Origin of the sequence: Mesorhizobium sp. BE184 (assembly GCF_031457045.1) — a bacterium.
In the GTDB taxonomy this organism is placed as follows: domain Bacteria; phylum Pseudomonadota; class Alphaproteobacteria; order Rhizobiales; family Rhizobiaceae; genus Mesorhizobium.
Window position 1 is genome coordinate 345001 of record NZ_JAVDVU010000003.1, and the last position, 18343, is coordinate 363343.

Annotated in this window: 13 protein-coding genes, 1 tRNA gene and 2 rRNA genes (1 of these 16 cut by a window edge); 9 read left to right on the top strand and 7 right to left on the bottom strand. The window is 62.1% G+C overall.

Annotated features, from left to right (window positions below):
* From J2X35_RS15335 to J2X35_RS15355, 5 genes are all read left to right on the top strand, one after another.
* Positions 1-1319, top strand: a 23S ribosomal RNA gene (locus J2X35_RS15335) (it extends 1479 nt beyond the left edge of the window).
* An 81-nt stretch (positions 1320-1400) separates the two neighbouring features.
* Positions 1401-1515: ribosomal RNA gene (rrf, locus tag J2X35_RS15340) — 5S ribosomal RNA — on the top strand.
* Between the two features lie 179 nt (positions 1516-1694).
* Positions 1695-1771, top strand: a tRNA-Met gene (locus tag J2X35_RS15345).
* Between the two features lie 309 nt (positions 1772-2080).
* Positions 2081-5707 carry a hydantoinase B/oxoprolinase family protein gene (locus J2X35_RS15350; protein ID WP_310187006.1) on the top strand — a complete coding sequence of 1209 codons (3627 nt, stop codon included), beginning with the start codon at positions 2081-2083 and terminating at the stop codon, positions 5705-5707.
* 160 nt (positions 5708-5867) lie between these two features.
* The gene (locus J2X35_RS15355) at positions 5868-7496 is read left to right on the top strand and encodes an AMP-binding protein (RefSeq protein WP_310187009.1); all 1629 of its coding nucleotides are present in this window, start codon (positions 5868-5870) and stop codon (positions 7494-7496) included.
* A gap of 12 nt (positions 7497-7508) precedes the next feature.
* Here the strand turns inward: J2X35_RS15355 and J2X35_RS15360 are convergent, their stop codons facing one another.
* The 6 genes from J2X35_RS15360 to J2X35_RS15385 all read right to left on the bottom strand — a co-directional run bounded on the left by J2X35_RS15360 (position 7509) and on the right by J2X35_RS15385 (position 13140).
* Positions 7509-8027: an L-2-amino-thiazoline-4-carboxylic acid hydrolase gene (locus tag J2X35_RS15360; RefSeq protein ID WP_310187011.1), complete on the bottom strand. Its 519-nt coding sequence runs from the start codon at positions 8025-8027 to the stop codon at positions 7509-7511.
* Positions 8024-8818, bottom strand: a complete 795-nt coding sequence (locus J2X35_RS15365; RefSeq protein ID WP_310187014.1) for an ATP-binding cassette domain-containing protein — start codon at positions 8816-8818, stop codon at positions 8024-8026. The genes J2X35_RS15360 and J2X35_RS15365 overlap by 4 nt, the downstream gene beginning before the upstream one ends.
* Positions 8818-9618 (bottom strand): ABC transporter ATP-binding protein, encoded by an 801-nt coding sequence (locus J2X35_RS15370; protein WP_310187016.1) that lies wholly within the window; start codon positions 9616-9618, stop codon positions 8818-8820. The genes J2X35_RS15365 and J2X35_RS15370 overlap by 1 nt, the downstream gene beginning before the upstream one ends.
* Complete coding sequence (locus J2X35_RS15375) at positions 9615-10442, bottom strand: ABC transporter permease (protein ID WP_310187020.1); 828 nt, start codon at positions 10440-10442, stop codon at positions 9615-9617. Before J2X35_RS15375 ends, J2X35_RS15370 begins: the two co-directional genes overlap by 4 nt.
* Complete coding sequence (locus tag J2X35_RS15380; protein ID WP_310187023.1) at positions 10439-11425, bottom strand: ABC transporter permease; 987 nt, start codon at positions 11423-11425, stop codon at positions 10439-10441. Before J2X35_RS15380 ends, J2X35_RS15375 begins: the two co-directional genes overlap by 4 nt.
* 110 nt (positions 11426-11535) lie before the next feature.
* Positions 11536-13140 (bottom strand): ABC transporter substrate-binding protein, encoded by a 1605-nt coding sequence (locus J2X35_RS15385; protein ID WP_310187026.1) that lies wholly within the window; start codon positions 13138-13140, stop codon positions 11536-11538.
* A gap of 477 nt (positions 13141-13617) precedes the next feature.
* Between J2X35_RS15385 and rnk the strand changes: the two genes are divergently transcribed.
* The 4 genes from rnk to J2X35_RS15405 all read left to right on the top strand — a co-directional run bounded on the left by rnk (position 13618) and on the right by J2X35_RS15405 (position 17265).
* A complete protein-coding gene (gene rnk, locus J2X35_RS15390; protein WP_310187029.1) occupies positions 13618-14064 on the top strand; it encodes a nucleoside diphosphate kinase regulator in 447 nt (148 codons plus the stop codon).
* Positions 14065-14210: 146 nt separating this feature from the next.
* Positions 14211-14747, top strand: a complete 537-nt coding sequence (locus J2X35_RS15395; RefSeq protein ID WP_310187031.1) for a nucleoside-diphosphate kinase — start codon at positions 14211-14213, stop codon at positions 14745-14747.
* Positions 14748-14915: 168 nt separating this feature from the next.
* Positions 14916-15971 (top strand): sugar phosphate isomerase/epimerase, encoded by a 1056-nt coding sequence (locus tag J2X35_RS15400; protein WP_310187032.1) that lies wholly within the window; start codon positions 14916-14918, stop codon positions 15969-15971.
* 106 nt (positions 15972-16077) lie between these two features.
* Positions 16078-17265 carry a Gfo/Idh/MocA family oxidoreductase gene (locus J2X35_RS15405; protein WP_310187035.1) on the top strand — a complete coding sequence of 396 codons (1188 nt, stop codon included), beginning with the start codon at positions 16078-16080 and terminating at the stop codon, positions 17263-17265.
* 53 nt (positions 17266-17318) lie between these two features.
* On the opposite strand, the gene J2X35_RS15410 is transcribed toward J2X35_RS15405, so the two are convergent.
* Positions 17319-18335 carry a zinc-binding alcohol dehydrogenase family protein gene (locus tag J2X35_RS15410; protein WP_310187038.1) on the bottom strand — a complete coding sequence of 339 codons (1017 nt, stop codon included), beginning with the start codon at positions 18333-18335 and terminating at the stop codon, positions 17319-17321.
* Positions 18336-18343 lie beyond the last annotated feature (8 nt).

Consider the following 18343-nt stretch of genomic DNA (forward strand, 5'->3'; position numbering starts at 1 on the left):
TCTTATCGGATTGAACGGGCTGCTGCGTGGTTCCAGGAAATAGCTCCTCCTTATAAACCGTACCCGAAACCGACACTGGTGGACTGGTAGAGTATACCAAGGCGCTTGAGAGAACTATGCTGAAGGAACTCGGCAAATTGCACGCGTAACTTCGGAAGAAGCGTGACCCCTTAGTACGCAAGTATTGGGGGGTGGCACAGACCAGGGGGTAGCGACTGTTTATCAAAAACACAGGGCTCTGCGAAGCCGCAAGGCGACGTATAGGGTCTGACGCCTGCCCGGTGCTGGAAGGTTAAGAGGAGGGGTGCAAGCTCTGAATCGAAGCCCCAGTAAACGGCGGCCGTAACTATAACGGTCCTAAGGTAGCGAAATTCCTTGTCGGGTAAGTTCCGACCTGCACGAATGGCGTAACGACTTCCCCGCTGTCTCCAGCATAGACTCAGTGAAATTGAATTCCCCGTGAAGATGCGGGGTTCCTGCGGTTAGACGGAAAGACCCCGTGCACCTTTACTATAGCTTTACATTGGCATTCGTAGTGGCATGTGTAGGATAGGTGGTAGGCTTTGAAGCCGGGGCGCCAGCCTCGGTGGAGCCACCCTTGAAATACCACCCTTATTACTATGGATGTCTAACCGCGGCCCGTTATCCGGGTCCGGGACAATGTATGGTGGGTAGTTTGACTGGGGCGGTCGCCTCCTAAAGAGTAACGGAGGCGCGCGATGGTGGGCTCAGAACGGTCGGAAATCGTTCGCTGAGTGCAATGGCATAAGCCTGCCTGACTGCGAGACTGACAAGTCGAGCAGAGACGAAAGTCGGTCATAGTGATCCGGTGGTCCCGCGTGGAAGGGCCATCGCTCAACGGATAAAAGGTACGCCGGGGATAACAGGCTGATGACCCCCAAGAGTCCATATCGACGGGGTTGTTTGGCACCTCGATGTCGACTCATCGCATCCTGGGGCTGGAGCAGGTCCCAAGGGTATGGCTGTTCGCCATTTAAAGCGGTACGTGAGTTGGGTTCAGAACGTCGTGAGACAGTTCGGTCCCTATCTGCCGTGGGTGTAGGAATATTGAAAGGATCTGTCCCTAGTACGAGAGGACCGGGATGGACGGATCTCTGGTGGACCTGTTGTGGCGCCAGCCGCATAGCAGGGTAGCTATATCCGGACGGGATAACCGCTGAAGGCATCTAAGCGGGAAACCCACCTTAAAACGAGTATTCCCTGAGAACCGTGGAAGACGACCACGTTGATAGGCCGGGTGTGGAAGAGCGGCAACGCTTGAAGCTTACCGGTACTAATAGTTCGATCGGCTTGATCGTTCTCATTCCTTATGCCCATCGCGAAAGCGGTGGATGGCACAAAAGACAACAGCTTCTCGAAACAAACGTGCGCTTTGCCGACCTGGTGGTTATGGCGGAGCGGCTGCACCCGATCCCATTCCGAACTCGGCCGTGAAACGTTCCAGCGCTGATGGTACTTCGTCTCAAGACGCGGGAGAGTAAGTCGCTGCCAGGTCTGCAAAGCGCACGTTTAAGTTCACATCGTACTTTCCAAGATCGGAAATGATTTTGGGTCGATGTGGCGAAAATCTTCTCGATCACGATAGGCCCGCCAAACGGGAACTCCGGGCCGCGCAAGCGGCCTTTTCATTTGGCGGCAGGTATTAAAAGTAAGCGTCTGCTTATATAATTTGACGCGGGATGGAGCAGCCCGGTAGCTCGTCAGGCTCATAACCTGAAGGTCGTAGGTTCAAATCCTACTCCCGCAACCAAAATCAGCCCGGCCTTGCGCCGGGCTTTTTCTTTTTGGCGATGGGCTAGCTTCCAGCTACTCGTCTGCCGGGGCGCCGGCTACTAAGATCACTGGAAATATGAGCCTCACTTCGCAGGACTGCTTGCACCTAAAATCCAACCCGTCAGATCCCTTGTCTGGCGGGTTTTTTGTTGTCCTGACGCTGCGAAGAGCCGCCTTCGGACTGCAATGCGTCACCCGCGCCGATTTGAGTGAGTGGGTGCTGACCTGCCACACGATGATGCTATAGGTCATCGAGACTGGACAGCGTGGTCGTGGTGGAGTTGGGATGGCGAATGATGCTTGGGATTTCTGGGTCGATCGCGGCGGCACGTTCACCGATGTGATTGGCCGTGATCCCGCCGGTGCTCTCCATGCGCGCAAGGTGTTGTCTGAAAATCCCCAGGCCTATGGCGATGCAGCCGTCCATGGCATCCGGCTGCTGCTCGGCCTTGATGATGGAGCCGCTATCCCGGCAGGCTTGATAGGCGAAGTCCGCATGGGCACGACGGTGGCCACCAACGCCCTGCTCGAGCGCAAGGGCGAGCGGTTGGCGTTGATTACCACCAGGGGGTTCAGGGATGCGCTCCGGATCGGTTATCAGGAGCGGAGCAACATCTTCGCCACCGAGATCGTCAAGCCCGAGGCGCTTTATGCAGAAACGGTCGATCTGGAAGAACGCATCCTTGCGGAGGGTGAGGTTGAGCTTCCCCTCGATGAAGCGGCAGCGGAACGAGAACTGGATCGGCTGAAGAGCCAAGGCTTCGACGCCATCGCCATCGTTTTCATGCATGGCTACAAGTTTCCGCAGCATGAACAAGTCGTGGCGCGGCTCGCTCGCGACAAGGGATTTTCCCAGGTTTCTGTGAGTCACGAAGTGTCGCCGCTGCTGAAATATGTCGGCCGTGGCGATACGACCGTGGTCGACGCCTATCTGTCGCCGGTTTTGTCGCGCTATGTTTCGCAGGTTTCGCGGGAGCTCGACATCGAACGCACCGGCGCGCGCATCATGTTCATGATGTCGTCGGGCGGGCTGACGGCCGCCGAAATGTTCCAGGGCAAGGATGCGATCCTTTCCGGTCCGGCAGGCGGTGTCGTCGGCCTGGCGCAGACCGGCGCCGCGGCCGGTTTCGACAAGGTCATCGGTTTCGACATGGGCGGTACGTCGACCGATGTCGCGCATTTCGACGGCGAATATGAGCGCGCCTTCGAAACGCAAGTTGCTGGCGTGCGCGTTCGCGCGCCGATGATGCTGATCCATACGGTCGCGGCAGGCGGCGGTTCGGTCCTGCACGCCGATGGCGGCCGATTCCGTGTTGGTCCCGATTCGGCCGGCGCCAATCCCGGACCTGCCTGCTATCGCAATGGCGGACCGCTTACGGTGACAGACGCCAACGTCATGCTCGGCAAACTCGTGCCGGACTATTTTCCTCCCCTGTTCGGCAGGAATCAGGATGAACGGCTGGACGCTGCGATCGTTCAAGACCGGTTTGAAAAGATCGCCGCCGATCTCGGCGACGACCGGTCGCCGCAAGAGTTGGCCGACGGGTTCATTCGCATCGCCGTCGCCAACATGGCTGAGGCGATCAAGAAGATCTCCGTCCAGCGCGGCTACAACGTGGCCCGTTATGCGCTCAATTGCTTCGGCGGGGCGGGCGGGCAGCATGCCTGCTTGGTGGCCGATGCGCTGGGCATGGAAAGCATCCTCATTCACCCAATGTCCGGGCTCTTGTCTGCCTATGGCATGGGGCTGGCCGACATACGAGCCTCGCGGCAGAAATCGGCGGGTGTGCGGCTGGATTGCGAGGCTCCCGGCATCATTGCCGACCTCGCCGGCGAACTGGAGGCCGCCTGCCTTGCCGAGCTGTCGGCGCAAGGTATCGCCAAGGAAGCGGCGCGTGTGCATGTGCGCGCGCACATTCGCTATGAAGGAACGGATACGGCCATCCCCGTCGAGGCGATCTATCCACCCCGGGACGAAGCCAAGCGCCTGCGGGATGAATTCGCAAAGCTGCACAAGCGTCGTTTCGGCTTCATTGACGATACGAGAGGGTTGGTCGTCGACGCGGTGGAGGTTGAAGCGGTGGGTGGAGGCGGAGCCGCCGTCGAAAAAGATGGCGAAGCGAAGGCAGGACGCGAGACGATCGCGAGACGCAAGCATCGGTTCTTCTCGCAGGGCGCGTTCCACGATGCCGCCGTCGTCCTGCGCGACGAGATCGAAGTGGGTGATACCGTCACCGGCCCGTCGATCATCGTCGAACCGAACCAGACCGTCGTGGTCGAAAGCGGCTGGCAGGCACGGTTGACGCCGAAGGACCATATGCTTCTCATGCGCATCGAGCCGCTGCCGAAGCCGACCGCCATCGGCTCGGACGCGGATCCGATCCTGCTCGAAATCTTCAACAACCTGTTCATGTCCATCGCCGAGCAGATGGGCGTGACGCTGCAGAACACTGCCTATTCGGTGAACATCAAGGAGCGGCTCGACTTTTCCTGCGCCGTCTTCGATCCTGAGGGCAATCTGGTCGCCAATGCGCCGCATATGCCGGTGCATCTGGGTTCGATGGATGCGTCGGTGGCGGCAATCATCCGCGGCAACGAGGTCATCCGGCCGGGCGACGTCTTTCTCATAAATGCCCCATATAATGGCGGCACGCATTTGCCTGACCTGACCGTCTGCACGCCGGTGTTCGATCCGGAAGGCAGGCATGTCCGCTTCTGGGTCGCCAGCCGTGGCCACCATGCTGATATTGGCGGCATCGCGCCGGGCTCGATGTCGCCGCTGGCGGTCAATATCGAGGAAGAGGGCATTTATATCGACAATTTCAAACTGGTGGACGAGGGCCGTTTCCGCGAGCGGGAATTGTCGGCGCTGCTGACCGACGGACCGTACCCGGTGCGGAATTTGACGCAGAACGTCAACGACATCAAGGCGCAGGTCGCCGCCAACGAGAAGGGCGCCGCTGAACTCGACAAGATGATCGAGCAATTCGGCAACGATGTCGTGCAGGCCTATATGGGGCACGTGCAGGACAATGCCGCGGAAAACGTTCGCCGCGTCCTGGACCAATTGCCGGACGGCGAGTTCACCCTCGAGATGGATCAGGGCTGCGTGATCAAGGTCAGGATTTCCATCGACCGCGCCAAGCGTGAAGCCACGGTTGATTTCACCGGCACGTCGGACCAGCGCGCCGATAATTTCAACGCGCCCGAACCGGTGACGCGCGCGGCCGTGCTTTATGTCTTCCGCGTGCTGGTGAAGGGCGATATCCCGATGAATGCCGGATGCTTGCGGCCAATCAGGATGATCATTCCACCGGGTTCGATGCTTTCGCCCCGCTATCCCGCCGCCGTGGTGGCCGGGAATGTCGAGGTCAGTCAGGCGGTGACGAATTGCCTCTTCGGCGCGACCAAAGCCATGGCCGCCGCGCAAGGCACCATGAACAACCTCACCTTCGGCAATGACACGGTTCAGTATTACGAAACGATCTGCTCCGGCTCGCCGGCTGGTCCCGGCTTCAATGGGACGGATGCCGTCCACACGCATATGACGAACTCCCGACTGACCGACCCCGAGATTCTGGAAACCCGCTTTCCCGTGGTGCTGGAGGATTTCCATATTCGGCCGAATTCCGGCGGGCGCGGCAAATGGTCCGGCGGCGACGGCGTACAGCGGACGATCCGAGCGCGCGCGAGGCTGGAGATGTCGATCCTGAGTGGGCATCGCCGCATTCCGCCTTTCGGGCTGGAGGGCGGCGATCCAGGCCAGGTTGGAGAGAATTCGGTGCGGCGGCGATCCGGCGCTGTGCAGCCTCTGGGAGGCTGCGACCGTACGACCCTGGAAGAAGGGGATGCTGTCATAGTCCGCACGCCGACGCCGGGTGGTTATGGCAAGGCGCCGCAGACTGCCAAATAGGCCCTTTTATCCGAAGTTGTTGCGGGACATTGCCCCCGACCCATTCATTGGAAAGAGAGTCCCGGTTCCTATAGTCTTTGGTTCGATGGCAATGTCGGCGCGATCGCGCTACCCGAGGAACAGGCGATAGAGGCCACTGTGCTTTTCAAGGAGGAGACGCATGGATTTTTCGTCAGTCGATCGCAATTACGCGCATGCGCGCAAGAATTTCCGGCTTGAAACGCCGCATAATTTCAATTTCGCCTTCGATATCATTGACGAGCGCGCGGCCAGGAATGATGGGACCGCGGTCATTGCCGTGTCGCGCGACGGCGAAACGGTGCGGCACGTCTCCTATTCCGAACTTTCGGACAGCTCCAGCCGTTTCGCCAACGCGCTCGTGGCGCTGGGCGCCAAGCGGGGCGATTTCGCCTGCGTCGTCATTGGCCGGGTGCCGGCCTGGTATACGGTCCTGTTCGGTTGCATGAAGGCCGGCGTCATCTCGATGCCCGGAACCAACCTGCTCACCGCCCACGACATCGAATATCGGGTGAACCATTCCGGCGCGACGATGGCGATCGTCACATCCGAGCATTGCGACAAGGTTGAACAGATCGCCGGCAAGTGCCCGACGCTGAAGACGCTCATCTTGGTCGATGGCGAGCGTAAAGGCTGGATGTCGCTCGACGATCTGCTGAGCGACGCCGCGCCTCGTTTCGAGCGCCCGGCCGACACGAACGCGACCGACCTAATGATGGCCTATTTCACTTCCGGCACGACATCGATGCCGAAGATGGTGCCCCGCGACCATGGCTATGCGCTGGCGCATGCGGCGACCGGCCTGTTCTGGATGGATTTGCGGCCGACCGACGGGCATTGGTCGCTGACCGATACAGGCTGGGCGAAGGCGGCATGGGGGATGCTGTTTCCGCAGATGCTGCTGGGCGCGCCGATCGTGCTCTACAATGGCGAAGGCGCGTTCGACGCCGACATGCATCTCAAGCTTATCGGTAAGCTGAAGGTTACGACGTTCTGCGCACCTCCCACGGTCTATCGGCTGTTCGCGCAACTCGACCTGACGAAATATGACTTGTCCAGTCTGCGCCGGTCGCTGGGCGCCGGTGAACCGCTCAACCCGGAAGTCATGCGCATCTGGAAGAAGGCTACCGGCACCGTGATCGGCGATGGCTATGGCCAGACGGAAACGATCAACATCGTCGCCAACTATCCGGGAGAGGAGGTGCGTTTCGGTTCGATGGGACGGCCGGTTCCCGGCTATGATGTCGATGTCGTCGACGACGACGGCAACCGCGTGGCGGACGAAGAGGTCGGGCATATCGCGGTCAAGGTCACCGATCCCTATCCGGGCGGGCTGTTCCACGGCTATTATACTGGGGCGGCGCTGGATACCGGCTCGTTCCGAAACGGCTGGTACTATACCGGCGACACGGCCCGACGCGACAAGGACGGCTATCTGTGGTTCGTCGGCCGCTCCGACGATCTGATTTCATCGGCGGGATACCGCATCAGCCCCTTCGAGGTTGAGAGTGCGCTGATCGAGCACGAAGCGGTGGCCGAGAGCGCTGTCATTGGCAAGCCGGATGAAACGCGCGGCCAGATCGTCAAAGCCTATGTCATTCTCGCCAAGGGGTTTGCGCCGAGCGAGGAGCTGGCCAAAAACATCCAGGATTTCTGCAGGAAGCTTACCGCACCGTACAAATATCCGCGCGAGATCGAATTCGTCGATGCGCTGCCGAAGACGATTTCAGGGAAGATCAGGCGCGTAGAGTTGCGGCAAGGAGAAAAATAAGTAAGTCAATACTTACTTATTGCCATTCGCCAACGATATGCGGCAACAGCCGGAGCTATGGCTAGGCGACCACGTCACGTTGCTGAACCGTACCCCGGTCGCTTCGAACAGGCCGCGGTCGAAGGCGCCGGCGATGCGACAGAGTGTCGTCAGTTTCTCGTCGCCGACACCCGCGGCGGTCCAGGCGTCCTTCAGCGGGCAGCGCCGCACCTTGAAGGTGATTTCGTCCGCGCCACGTTCGACATCCGTCGGATACATGTGCCCGCCATTCGGGCTTGCGGCCAGGAACGCCTCGCCCAGCGCCTTCGCGTCATGCGGGCCAAAGCCACCGAAGGCTGCCGCGGCCACTTCCTGTCCGTATCGCGTTACGGTGCGCGTCATCAACGCTTCGGCTGCCTCAGCCCCGATTTCGTGAGTCAGTTCTTCCAGCAGCAGCCGGTAGAGATCTGCGCGGTTGCGGAAGGCGGCTTCCAGTTCGGCAGCCAGCTTTTCGACCCTCGCGGCGAGCGCGGCGTTGTCGTCCTGTGTCACGGTATTTCCTTTGTCTTGTCCCTGTGAAGTCTGGGCGCCGCCGCCAGCAACGCCTTGCCGACGGCCGACTGTGGCGCATCGATCACTGCTCGCGCTTCCCCTTGTTCAACGATGCGCCCCGCATCGAGTATGGCGACGCGACGGGCGAAAGCGCGCACCAGCGCGATATCATGTGAAATGAAGAGATAGGCGATGCGGTCCTGCCTTTGCAGGTCGCCCAGAAGTTCGAGGATTTTTCCGCGCACCGAGACATCGAGCGCCGAGACGGCCTCGTCAAGCACGATCAGCGACGGTTTGGTTGCAATGGCGCGGGCGATGGCGACTCGCTGGCGCTGGCCGCCGGAAATCTCATGAATGGCGCGCGACGCCAGCGAGGAGGGCAATCCGACCCGGTCCAGCAATGCGGAGACAGCCTGGGGCCGCATTGTGCGCGGAACCATGGCGTGGATGCTCAGCGGGTCTTCCAAGGCACCCGACACGGTGGTGCGCGGGTTGAAGGCCGAGAGCGGATCCTGAAACACCATCTGCAAGCGCGCGCGCCTGGCGCGGAGGACGCTGCCGCGCAAGGCCAGCCAATCCTCGCCCTCGAAGATGATGCTTCCCTTGTCCGGCTCGATCAGGCGCAGCAGCAGGCGCGCGATGGTGGACTTGCCGCTGCCGGACGGCCCGACCAGCGCCAGCGTTTCCGCCGGGCCAAGATCGAAGCCCACTTGTTCCACAGCCGCGATATCGGCGCCAAGGCGACCGAAGCGCTTGGCAAGGCCCGACACTGTGAGCAATTTCTCGGCCATCAAAGAGCCCCTCGCATCGGAGCGGCATCGAGGCCGATATGCGATGCGAGCAGCATGCGCGTATAGTCGTGGCGGGGATTGTCGATCACGTCGCCGGTTCGGCCCAGTTCCAGCAATTGACCATCCCGGAAGACGGCCATGCGGTCGGCGATCTCGGCGGCGAGTGCAATGTCATGGCTGATGAACAGAAGCGTCATCGCATCCTCGGCCACCAGCCGGGCGATCAGCGCGACGATCTCCGCCTGGGTGATCGTATCCAGCGCGCTTGTCGCCTCGTCCGCGATCAGCAGGCGCGGGCGCCCGGCAATGGCGGCGGCGATGGCGACCCGCTGTTTTTGTCCGCCGGAGAGCTGATGCGGATAGGCGTCGAATGTCCTTTCCGGCAGTTTGACACGGGCGAGCAATTCGATCGCCTCGCCATAGGCCTCACGCCAACCGAGACCCAGATGGGTTCGCACAACTTCGGCAACCTGCCTGCCGACGCTCATTACCGGATCGAGACTGGCGGCGGGGTCCTGAAACACGAAGCCGATGTCACTTCCGCCCAGTGCCGCGCGGCTGAGGCCGGGCCATTCCACGCGTCCGGTTGTTCGTGCTGAAGCCGGAAGCAGGCCGGCCACGGCAAGGGCAAGTGTGCTTTTGCCGGAGCCGCTTTCGCCGATCAGGGCGAGGCATTCACCGGTCAAAACGTCGATGCTGACATCGCGGATGGCGGAGGCATCGCTGCCGCGATAGGCAATGGTCAAGTCGCGGACCGACAGAAACGGCGACCGCGAGGGTGAAAGCTCCGCCCCACTCATGCGAGCCCCCGCTTGACGGCCGAGGTTTCGACGACTCCTTCGCCTGCGAGATAGACGCCGAGCACGGTGAATACCAGCATGACGCCCGGCGCAATGGAGAGGAAAGGCGCGGTGCGCAACACGGCGCGGCCCTCGGCGATCATGCCGCCCCAGGTGACGCGGTTGGGGTCGCCGAGACCGAGGAAGGACAGCGCCGCCTCGGTCAGGATGGCGCCGGCGACCACGACCGAAGACAGCGCCAGCACCGGTGGCAGCGCATTCGGCAGCACCTCGCGGAAGGCGATTACGAGCGGGTGCATGCCGGCAACGCGGGCATTGGCGACATAGTCGCGCTCGCGAATCGACAGCACTTCGGCGCGCGCGACCCTGGCCGGCCCCGTCCAGGCCGAAAGGGCGATAGCGATAACCACCACGCCGAGCGACGGGCCGACGACGCTGACGAAGGCCAGCGCCAGCAGGAAACCGGGTACAGTCTGGAAAGCATCGGTTATGCGCATCAAGATTTCGTCGATCAGTCCGCCGGTAAAACCGGCCAGCGTGCCGACGATCGTTCCGATCGCTAGGGAAGCAGCGGCGGCGGCGAGCCCCACGGCGAGCGAGGTGCGGGCCCCGTGAAAAAGTTCGGCCAGGACATCGCGGCCCAGCCGATCGGTTCCCAGCGGAAATGCCCAATCCTGAAATGGCGGTACGAGAGCCGGGCCTGCGATGGCTTGCGGGTCGCCGGGAAAAAAGAGCGGCGCGGCCAGCGCCATGGCAGCCAGCAGAGCCAACACGATTGCGCCAGCCAGCGCTTCCGGCGTACGGAAAAAGCCAGCAAGGCTCACGCGCTGGCCTCGCTGGCGCCGACGCGCGGATCGAGGAAGGCATAGGCGAGATCGACCATCAGGTTGATGACGACGACGAGCACGGCGCTGATCAGGATGATGCCGAGCAGAAGCGGCGTATCGCGCGCGGTCACCGCTTCCTGCGCCAGCCGACCGAGCCCGGGCACCGAGAACACGCTTTCAATGACGACGCTGCCGCCCAGCATCTGCGCTGACTGAAGCCCGAGCATGGTGACCAGTGGCAAGAGTGCGTTGCGGGCGACATGGGCGAGCACGATGCGCCGGCGAGGAATGCCGCGTGCGCGCAGGGCCAGAACGAAATCCTGCCGCCAGACCTCCGCCATGCCGGCGCGCATCATGCGCAGATAAAGCGCCAGATAGATGAAGCCGAGCGCCGTCACGGGCAGGACGAGGTGGTGGATGATGTCGGCAGCGCGGGCGAGGCCGGTCTTGCCGGAGGCGATGGTCTCGATGCCGGCGATGGGAAACCAGCGCAGATCGACGGCAAAGACGATGACCAAAACCAGTGCCAGCCAGAAGCCGGGCACCGCATAAAGCGCCAGCGAGCCTATCGACAGGAATCGGTCGCGGAAGGAGCCGGGCCGCGCGCCGGCGACGATGCCCAGAGCAGATCCCAGGAAGAAGGAAAGCGCGGTGGCGCTGCCCATCAGCAGCAGTGTGTTGGGCAGCCGCTCAAGCAGTATGTCGCGGATCGGGCGCGATAAGGCGACGGACTGACCGAGATCGAGATGGAGAAGCGCCCACAGATAGGCCGCCAGACGTGTCCCTGTCGACTGGTCGAGTCCCCAGCGCTGCCGCAGCAACTCGGCAAGGCCGGCATCGCCGCCGATGGAACCGATATAGGCGTCCACGGCGTCGCCGGGTGCGGCTTCCAGCAGGAAGAACGTGCCCAAGATGACGATCAGCAGCACGAACATCGAGCCGGCGAGGCGGCGGCGCAGGAGACGGACAGCACGGTTCATGGCCGCGCTTTACGGTCGGACGGAGAAGGAAAACAGAGAACGTTCACCTATAGACTTGATCATTGCCCAATCCCGGCGGCAACCCGTCCGCATATAAAAATGAACCGACCCTACCCCTCCACCGCCGTGTCGGCCCAGTTGGACACCGCCCAACGTGGATTGTTGGCGATGTTCTTGACGCTGTCGCGGGCAACCGAGATGAAGCTCCATTCCGCCACATTGATCAGCGGCAGGTCGGCCGCGACCTTCTTCTGGAACTCCTTGTAAAGTTCAGTGCGGGCATTCGCGTCGAGCGTTTCCGAAGCCTTCTCGATGATGCCGTCCAGCTCTTCGTTCTTGTAGCCACCCTGGTTTGAGAAGGGCACGCCATCCGGAATACCGCTCTGCACCAGGATGGTGGTGGAAATGGCGGGATCGCCGCGGAACACCGGGGGACCGACAGCCAGATCGAAGGCGTGCTCGGTGTAGACCGCCTTCTGGTGCGCGGCGGAATCGTTGTTCACCAGTTGCGCGTCGATGCCGATGGCGGCGAGCGCCTGGCGCAGATAATCGCCGAACTGCTTTGTTTCGTTGAAATAGGGCGCCGGCAGCAGTTTGAGCGAGAAGCGCTTGCCGTCGGCGCCCTTGGCATACCCGGCCTCGTCGAGCAGCGCGTTCGCCTTGGCGACGTCGAACGGATAGGTCTCGACGTCGGGCGTGTAGAATTGCGGGTCGTTCTTCGGCACCGGGCCGGTGGCGGCGGCGGCGTAGCCGAGGAACACGGTCCTGACGACGAAATCCTTGTCGATGGCGTGGGCGATTGCCTGGCGTACCTTCAGGTCGGCGAGTTCCTTGCGGCGATGGTTGATCTCGACGACCAGCTGGTATGTCAGACCTTCATAGCCCTTGGTGATGACCTGCAGGCCTGGGACCTTCGAAATCCGGTCGAGGTCGGCGAGCGGCACGGCCGAGAAGGCGGCGAGGTGGATTTCTTCCGCCTCCAGTGCGCTGGCCGCCGCGGCGCGGTCGGGCAGAACCTGGTAGACGATCTCGTCCAGAAGGGGTTGGTTGTCGCCCCAGTAATCCTCGTTCTTCGTCAATCGGTAATATTGGCCGGCCTTGTGTTCGGCGAACTTGAACGGACCGGTTCCCACGGGTGCGGTGTTGGCCGCATTGTCCGCGATCTTGCCGGTTTCGTAGATATGTTTCGGCACGACGCTCGTTACCACAGGCAGCGCGTTGCGGATGAGCTGGAACGGCGTCGGCTTGCCGAACTTGAAGACGGCGGTCAGTTCGTCCGGCGTATCAACGGCGATAAGATCCTTGAAGATGGTGCGGCCGAGGTTCTGCAGAGGCTTCCAGACCTGCAACGCCGAAAAGGCGACGTCGGCCGCGGTGAAGGGCTTGCCGTCATGCCACTTTACGCCTTCGCGCAACTTGAAGGTCGCCGACAATCCGTCGGCGGCGCCTTCCCAGCTCACCGCGAGGCGGGGTGCGAGGCCGTCCTTGCCATCATAGGACGCTTCCGCCAGCGGCTCGACCACCTTGCTGGAAATGAAGAACACGCCGTTCGACGCAACCATGGCCGGATTGAGATTCGGCGGCTCGGAATCGGCGGCAACCACGAGTCTTCCGCCTCTCGTCTGCGCCCGGCCGATGCTGGGCAGGGCGGTCGATGCCAGGAGCGCGGCGGACCCTGCCATCAAAGTGCGGCGGGAAACGATGAACTGCGGCATGAAACAACTCCAACGCTCTGGCGCAATTTGCGGCGCTATGCTCATTCATCCGATACTGCGGCTGAAAGATCGGCGCGGCGATTATGGCCTATGGGAGGGCTTTGGCCAGAGAAGAAATTGGCGCTCGCGCCATTATTTTTTGAGCAATCGGTTCTGCCAAACGCTATTCGCGGAATATCCTTCCAGACGCTGACGGGCTTTCCGGGTGCGGCTGCCACAATCCTTGACTTTGGGGATCGAAGGTCCCACGTTCGTCCAATGTCGACCGACCGCTTCACTCTACTCATCGAAAGGGCGTGCCCCATCGCGGGCATATGACCCCCGGCCAGGTCGCGTCGCGCCCCGGTCGTGGGGCAGCGGCTGGTTCCCGCATCGGGTAGCCGAACGCCGCAAAGGCGACAATCCATTCATCCAAGTAACAAGATCACGCACGGGTTGCGCCCAGCATTCCCGTGCCGACAATAGGAGGCCACAAAATTGGCTCCCGGTACCAACAGACAGCGCAAGCCAGCCATCACCATGACCCGTTCCGACCATGAGCGCCTGTCGCGGCTTGCGGAATCCTCAGCCGTCATCAATCCGGATGTAGCGGAGGTTCTGCTTGCGGAACTCGACCGCGCGCGCGTCGTGGACGACAGGAAGATCGCCCCCGACGTCGTCCGGATGGGCTCAACCCTGCAGTTTACCAGCGATCTCGGCGAACGCCGGCGGGTCACCTTGGTGTTTCCGGGCGAAGCGGACATCGGAGAGGGTAAAATATCGATCCTCACCCCTATCGGCGCGGCCCTTATCGGCCTGTCGGCTGGCCAGTCGATCGACTGGACTGCGCGCGACAAGCGGGTCCATCGCCTCACGGTAGAAACCGTGAACTCGCCTGCGGTTGACGAGCCGCAGGAGGATGCTGTTTTCAGGACGGCGTCATGACGGCATCCGGGCCGCCTTGCCGCCTCTCACTGTTTGGAGGGTGCCTCATCGCAGGATCGTAACCCCTGCGCCGCGCATCGCGGCCAGGGGTTTCCATTCCGTTTTCAAGGCAACCGCCCCGATAGGCGGGGCGATGGAGAACTGCGATGTCGAATCAAACCTGTATTCTGACCACCAAGGATTTCACCATACTGGAAGTCATGCGTGACCGCTGCGTCGGCAGGGAAAATCCGCTGGCGCCGATCTTGGCGCGAAAAATCGAAACCGCCAGGGTGGTCTTCCGCGAAGACGTTCCTGGCAACGTCGCGACCCTGAGCAGTCGCGTCACATTCAGCGTCAATGGGCGCAATCCGGACAGACGCGTCATCTCGCATGACCGCATGACGTCGCCGGTCGGCCTGTTTCTGCCGATCACCACAGCACGCGGTCTCGCCCTGCTCGGCTTGGCCGAGGGACAGGATTTCGTCCTGACCAACAGCGACGGCATTGAGGAACGAATCCTGCTGCAAGCAGTGCACTACCAACCCGAGGCTGCGAAACGCGAGAGAGAAATTCTGGAGCGGCCGCCTGCCCGCCGGAGAAGCAAGCCGTTTTTGACGTTGGTGCGCAGTGCTTGTTGCGACCAGTCGCCCGTGGCGGCCGCGCATCCGGACGACTTCGATCCTGGGCCTTTGGCCGCATGATGCGAAGGATATCGACACGTCAAAAGATCTCAGACGCCCCGCTGAGTCACGCATCTTACCGATAAAATACACGAATGAAAATTCTACCATACGGGCTGTCGCCATTGGCTTCCATCCATGTCTTAATCCGCGCGCCGCGGTCGCGGCGACAGAGCAGGGAGGATATCGATGCCGACGACGATGAAGGGGCCAGCCATTTTCCTGGCGCAGTTCGCGGGCGATGACGCGCCGTTCAATTCGCTTGGCGCAATTGCAAAGTGGGCAGGCGACCTTGGCTACAAGGGTGTGCAGATCCCGACCTGGGACGGCAGGTTGTTCGACCTCAAGAAGGCGGCGTCGTCCAAGACCTATTGCGACGAGGTGAAGGGCATCTGCGCCGATGCGGGTGTCGAGATCACCGAGCTTTCCACGCATCTGCAGGGCCAGCTTGTTGCCGTGCATCCGGCTTACGACGCCCAGTATGACGGTTTCGCGCCGGCGAGCGTGCACAACAATCCCAAGGCGCGGCAGAAATGGGCTGTCGAGCAGATGAAGTTCGCCGCCAAGGCGTCGAAGAATCTCGGCCTCACGGCCTCGGTATCTTTCTCCGGTTCGCTGGCGTTCCCCTATCTCTATCCGTGGCCGCAGCGGCCGGCCGGACTGATCGAAGAGGCTTTCGCCGAACTCGGCAAGCGCTGGAAACCGATCCTGGATGTCTATGACGATAATGGCGTCGACCTCTGCTACGAAATCCATCCCGGCGAAGATGTGTTCGACGGCGCGACCTTCGAGATGTTCCTCGACGCGGTCGGCGGCCACAAGCGCTGCAACATCAACTACGACCCGTCGCATTTCCTGCTGCAGCAAATGGATTATCTGGCGTTCATCGATATCTATCACGAGCGCATCAAGGCCTTCCATGTGAAGGATGCCGAATTCAATCCCACCGGCCGGCAGGGCGTCTATTCCGGTTACCAGGGCTGGGTGGATCGCGCCGGCCGTTTCCGCTCGCTTGGCGACGGACAGGTCGATTTTGGCGGCATCTTCTCGAAACTGGCGCAATACGGCTATGACAGCTGGGCGGTGCTGGAGTGGGAATGCTGCCTCAAGCACCCGGAGGACGGCGCGGCTGAGGGCGCGCCGTTCATCCAGCACCACATCATCCGCGTGACGGAGAAAGCGTTCGATGATTTCGCCGGCGGCACGACGGACAAGAAGCTGCTTCGCGCCATGATGGGGATTTGAACGAGCGGCAGTCGGCAATAGGCAATCGGCAGTAGGACCACCCGACAAGGTGGTGTCGGTTGATATGTAGTTCCGACTGCCGACTGCCGAACAACGGAGAAGACACATGGTCAGCAGCACAAAGGTTGAATCGGGCAGTGGGCCGATCCGGCTCGGCATGGTCGGCGGCGGGCAGGGCGCGTTCATCGGCGCGGTGCATCGCATCGCGGCGCGCATGGACAACGAATTCGTGCTGGTGGCCGGCGCGCTATCGTCCAACGCCGAACGCGCCAAGGATTCGGCGGCCGAACTCGGGCTCGATCCGGCGCGCAGCTACGCTTCCTATGCCGAGATGGCGAAGGCAGAGGCCGCGCGGCCGGACGGCATCGAGGCCGTCGCCATCGTGACGCCCAACAATGTGCATTTCCCGGCGGCGAAGGCTTTCCTGGAGGCCGGCATCAACGTCATCTGCGACAAGCCGCTGACGGCGACGCTGGCCGAGGCGAAAAAGCTGGCGGCGCTGGTGGCGAAGACCGGGAAGGTCTTCGTGCTGACGCACAATTACACCGCCTATCCAATGGTGCGGCAGGCACAGGAAATGGTCGCCAAGGGCATGCTCGGCGACATCCGCGTCGTGCAGGCGGAATACCCGCAGGACTGGCTGACCGAGGATCTCGCCGCGACAGGCCAGAAGCAGGCATCTTGGCGCTCGGATCCCAAGCAGTCGGGCGCCGGCGGCGCGCTCGGCGACATCGGCACCCATGCCTACAATCTCGCTCGTTTCGTTTCGGGGCTTGAGCTGGATTCGCTGTCGGCGGATATCGACGCCTTCGTGCCTGGCCGCCAGCTCGACGACAATGCGCATGTGCTTCTGCGCTTCAAGGCGAAGGGCAAGGCCCATACGGCCAAGGGCATGCTGTGGGCGAGCCAGGTGGCGCCCGGCCATGAGAACGGACTGAAGCTGCGCGTCTATGGCTCCAAGGGCGGGCTGGAGTGGGTGCAGGCCGATCCGAACTACCTCTGGTTCACGCCGTTCGGGCAGCCGAAGCAGTTGCTGACGCGCGCCGGCGCGGGCGCCATGCCTTCGGCGGCGCGGGTCAGCCGGGTGCCGTCAGGCCATCCGGAAGGCTACCTCGAAGGCTTCGCCAACATCTATGCGGAAGCCGCCCGCGCCATCCGCGCGGCGCGCAAGAAGGGCGGCAAGCTGGGTAAGGATGTCGTCTTCCCCACTGTGCAGGACGGCGTCGAAGGCGTCGCCTTCATTGAGGCCTGCGTGAAATCATCGAAGAAGAATGGAGCCTGGACGAAGCTCTAGGAGATCGTTTGACATTGTGGCGAGCGGTGTTCTGCCGCTCGCAACCGCTTCAACTAAGCTCCAATCTCGATAACAGCCTTGATGAGGCCCGATTTCTCGTGCGCCCAGCGCGCCAGATCGCGGGGCGTGTTTTCCAGCGTGGTCCGATGGGTGACGAGCTTGTCCAATGGCACCGCGCCGGAGCGGATCGACGCCGCGACATGCTCGAAATCGGCGCGCAGCGCATTGCGGCTGCCGATGACCGACATTTCGCGCTTGTGAAATTCCGGATCGGAAAAGGTGATGTCGTCCTTCACCACGCTGACCAGCACCAGCGCGCCGCCATGCGCGACATGAGCGAAGGCCGACTGGACGGACTGCGTGTTGCCGGTGGCGTCGAAGACGGTCTCGAAACCGTCGCCGCCGGTGGCGTTGCGGACCAGCTCCGCTGCCGGGGCATCGCTGCCGTTCAGCGCGCCGAAGCCAAGGCTCGCGGCGAAGTCCAGCCGCTCGGCGCTCATGTCGAGGAGCGTGACCTCCAGCCCGGCGATGCTCGCGAAGATCGCCGCGCCAAGGCCGATTGGACCAGCGCCGATCACCAGCGCCCTGCTGCCGGCAACCGCGCCGGACCGCCGCACCGCGTGCGCCCCGATGGCAAGAAATTCCACCGCCGCCGCTTCGGCCAGCGAAAGACCGTTGGCAGGATAAAGATTATCGGCCGGGACGAGAATTTTTCCACACATCGCGCCGTCGCGATGGACGCCCAAGACCTCGATGCGGACGCAGCAATTCGGCTTGCCCTGCCGGCAGGCGACGCAATGGCCGCAAGCAATGTACGGGTTGACGATGACCGGTGTGCCCGCCTCCAGGGCGACGCCGGCGCCGGCAGTCAGCACCGTTCCGGAAACCTCATGGCCCATGATGCGCGGGTAGGCGAGGAACGGGTGCTTGCCTTCGAAGATATGGTAGTCGGTGCCGCATATGCCGACATGACTGACCGCGACCAGGGCCCAGCCGGGAGGCGGAGCGTCCGGTTCGGGACGGTCCTCGAAGACGAGTTCGCCGGGCGACCGGCAGATGACGGCTTTCATGCGATGTT

Excerpts from the sequence above, each read along its gene's own strand:
- J2X35_RS15405 (WP_310187035.1), top strand. The coding sequence starts at position 16,078 with ATGGTCAGCAGCACAAAGGTTGAATCGGGCAGTGGGCCGATCCGGCTC.
- J2X35_RS15350 (WP_310187006.1), top strand. The coding sequence starts at position 2,081 with ATGGCGAATGATGCTTGGGATTTCTGGGTCGATCGCGGCGGCACGTTC.
- J2X35_RS15370 (WP_310187016.1), bottom strand. The coding sequence starts at position 9,618 with ATGAGTGGGGCGGAGCTTTCACCCTCGCGGTCGCCGTTTCTGTCGGTC.
- J2X35_RS15400 (WP_310187032.1), top strand. The coding sequence starts at position 14,916 with ATGCCGACGACGATGAAGGGGCCAGCCATTTTCCTGGCGCAGTTCGCG.
- J2X35_RS15410 (WP_310187038.1), bottom strand. The coding sequence starts at position 18,335 with ATGAAAGCCGTCATCTGCCGGTCGCCCGGCGAACTCGTCTTCGAGGAC.
- J2X35_RS15380 (WP_310187023.1), bottom strand. The coding sequence starts at position 11,425 with ATGAACCGTGCTGTCCGTCTCCTGCGCCGCCGCCTCGCCGGCTCGATG.
- J2X35_RS15365 (WP_310187014.1), bottom strand. The coding sequence starts at position 8,818 with ATGGCCGAGAAATTGCTCACAGTGTCGGGCCTTGCCAAGCGCTTCGGT.
- J2X35_RS15395 (WP_310187031.1), top strand. The coding sequence starts at position 14,211 with ATGTCGAATCAAACCTGTATTCTGACCACCAAGGATTTCACCATACTG.
- J2X35_RS15385 (WP_310187026.1), bottom strand. The coding sequence starts at position 13,140 with ATGCCGCAGTTCATCGTTTCCCGCCGCACTTTGATGGCAGGGTCCGCC.
- J2X35_RS15355 (WP_310187009.1), top strand. The coding sequence starts at position 5,868 with ATGGATTTTTCGTCAGTCGATCGCAATTACGCGCATGCGCGCAAGAAT.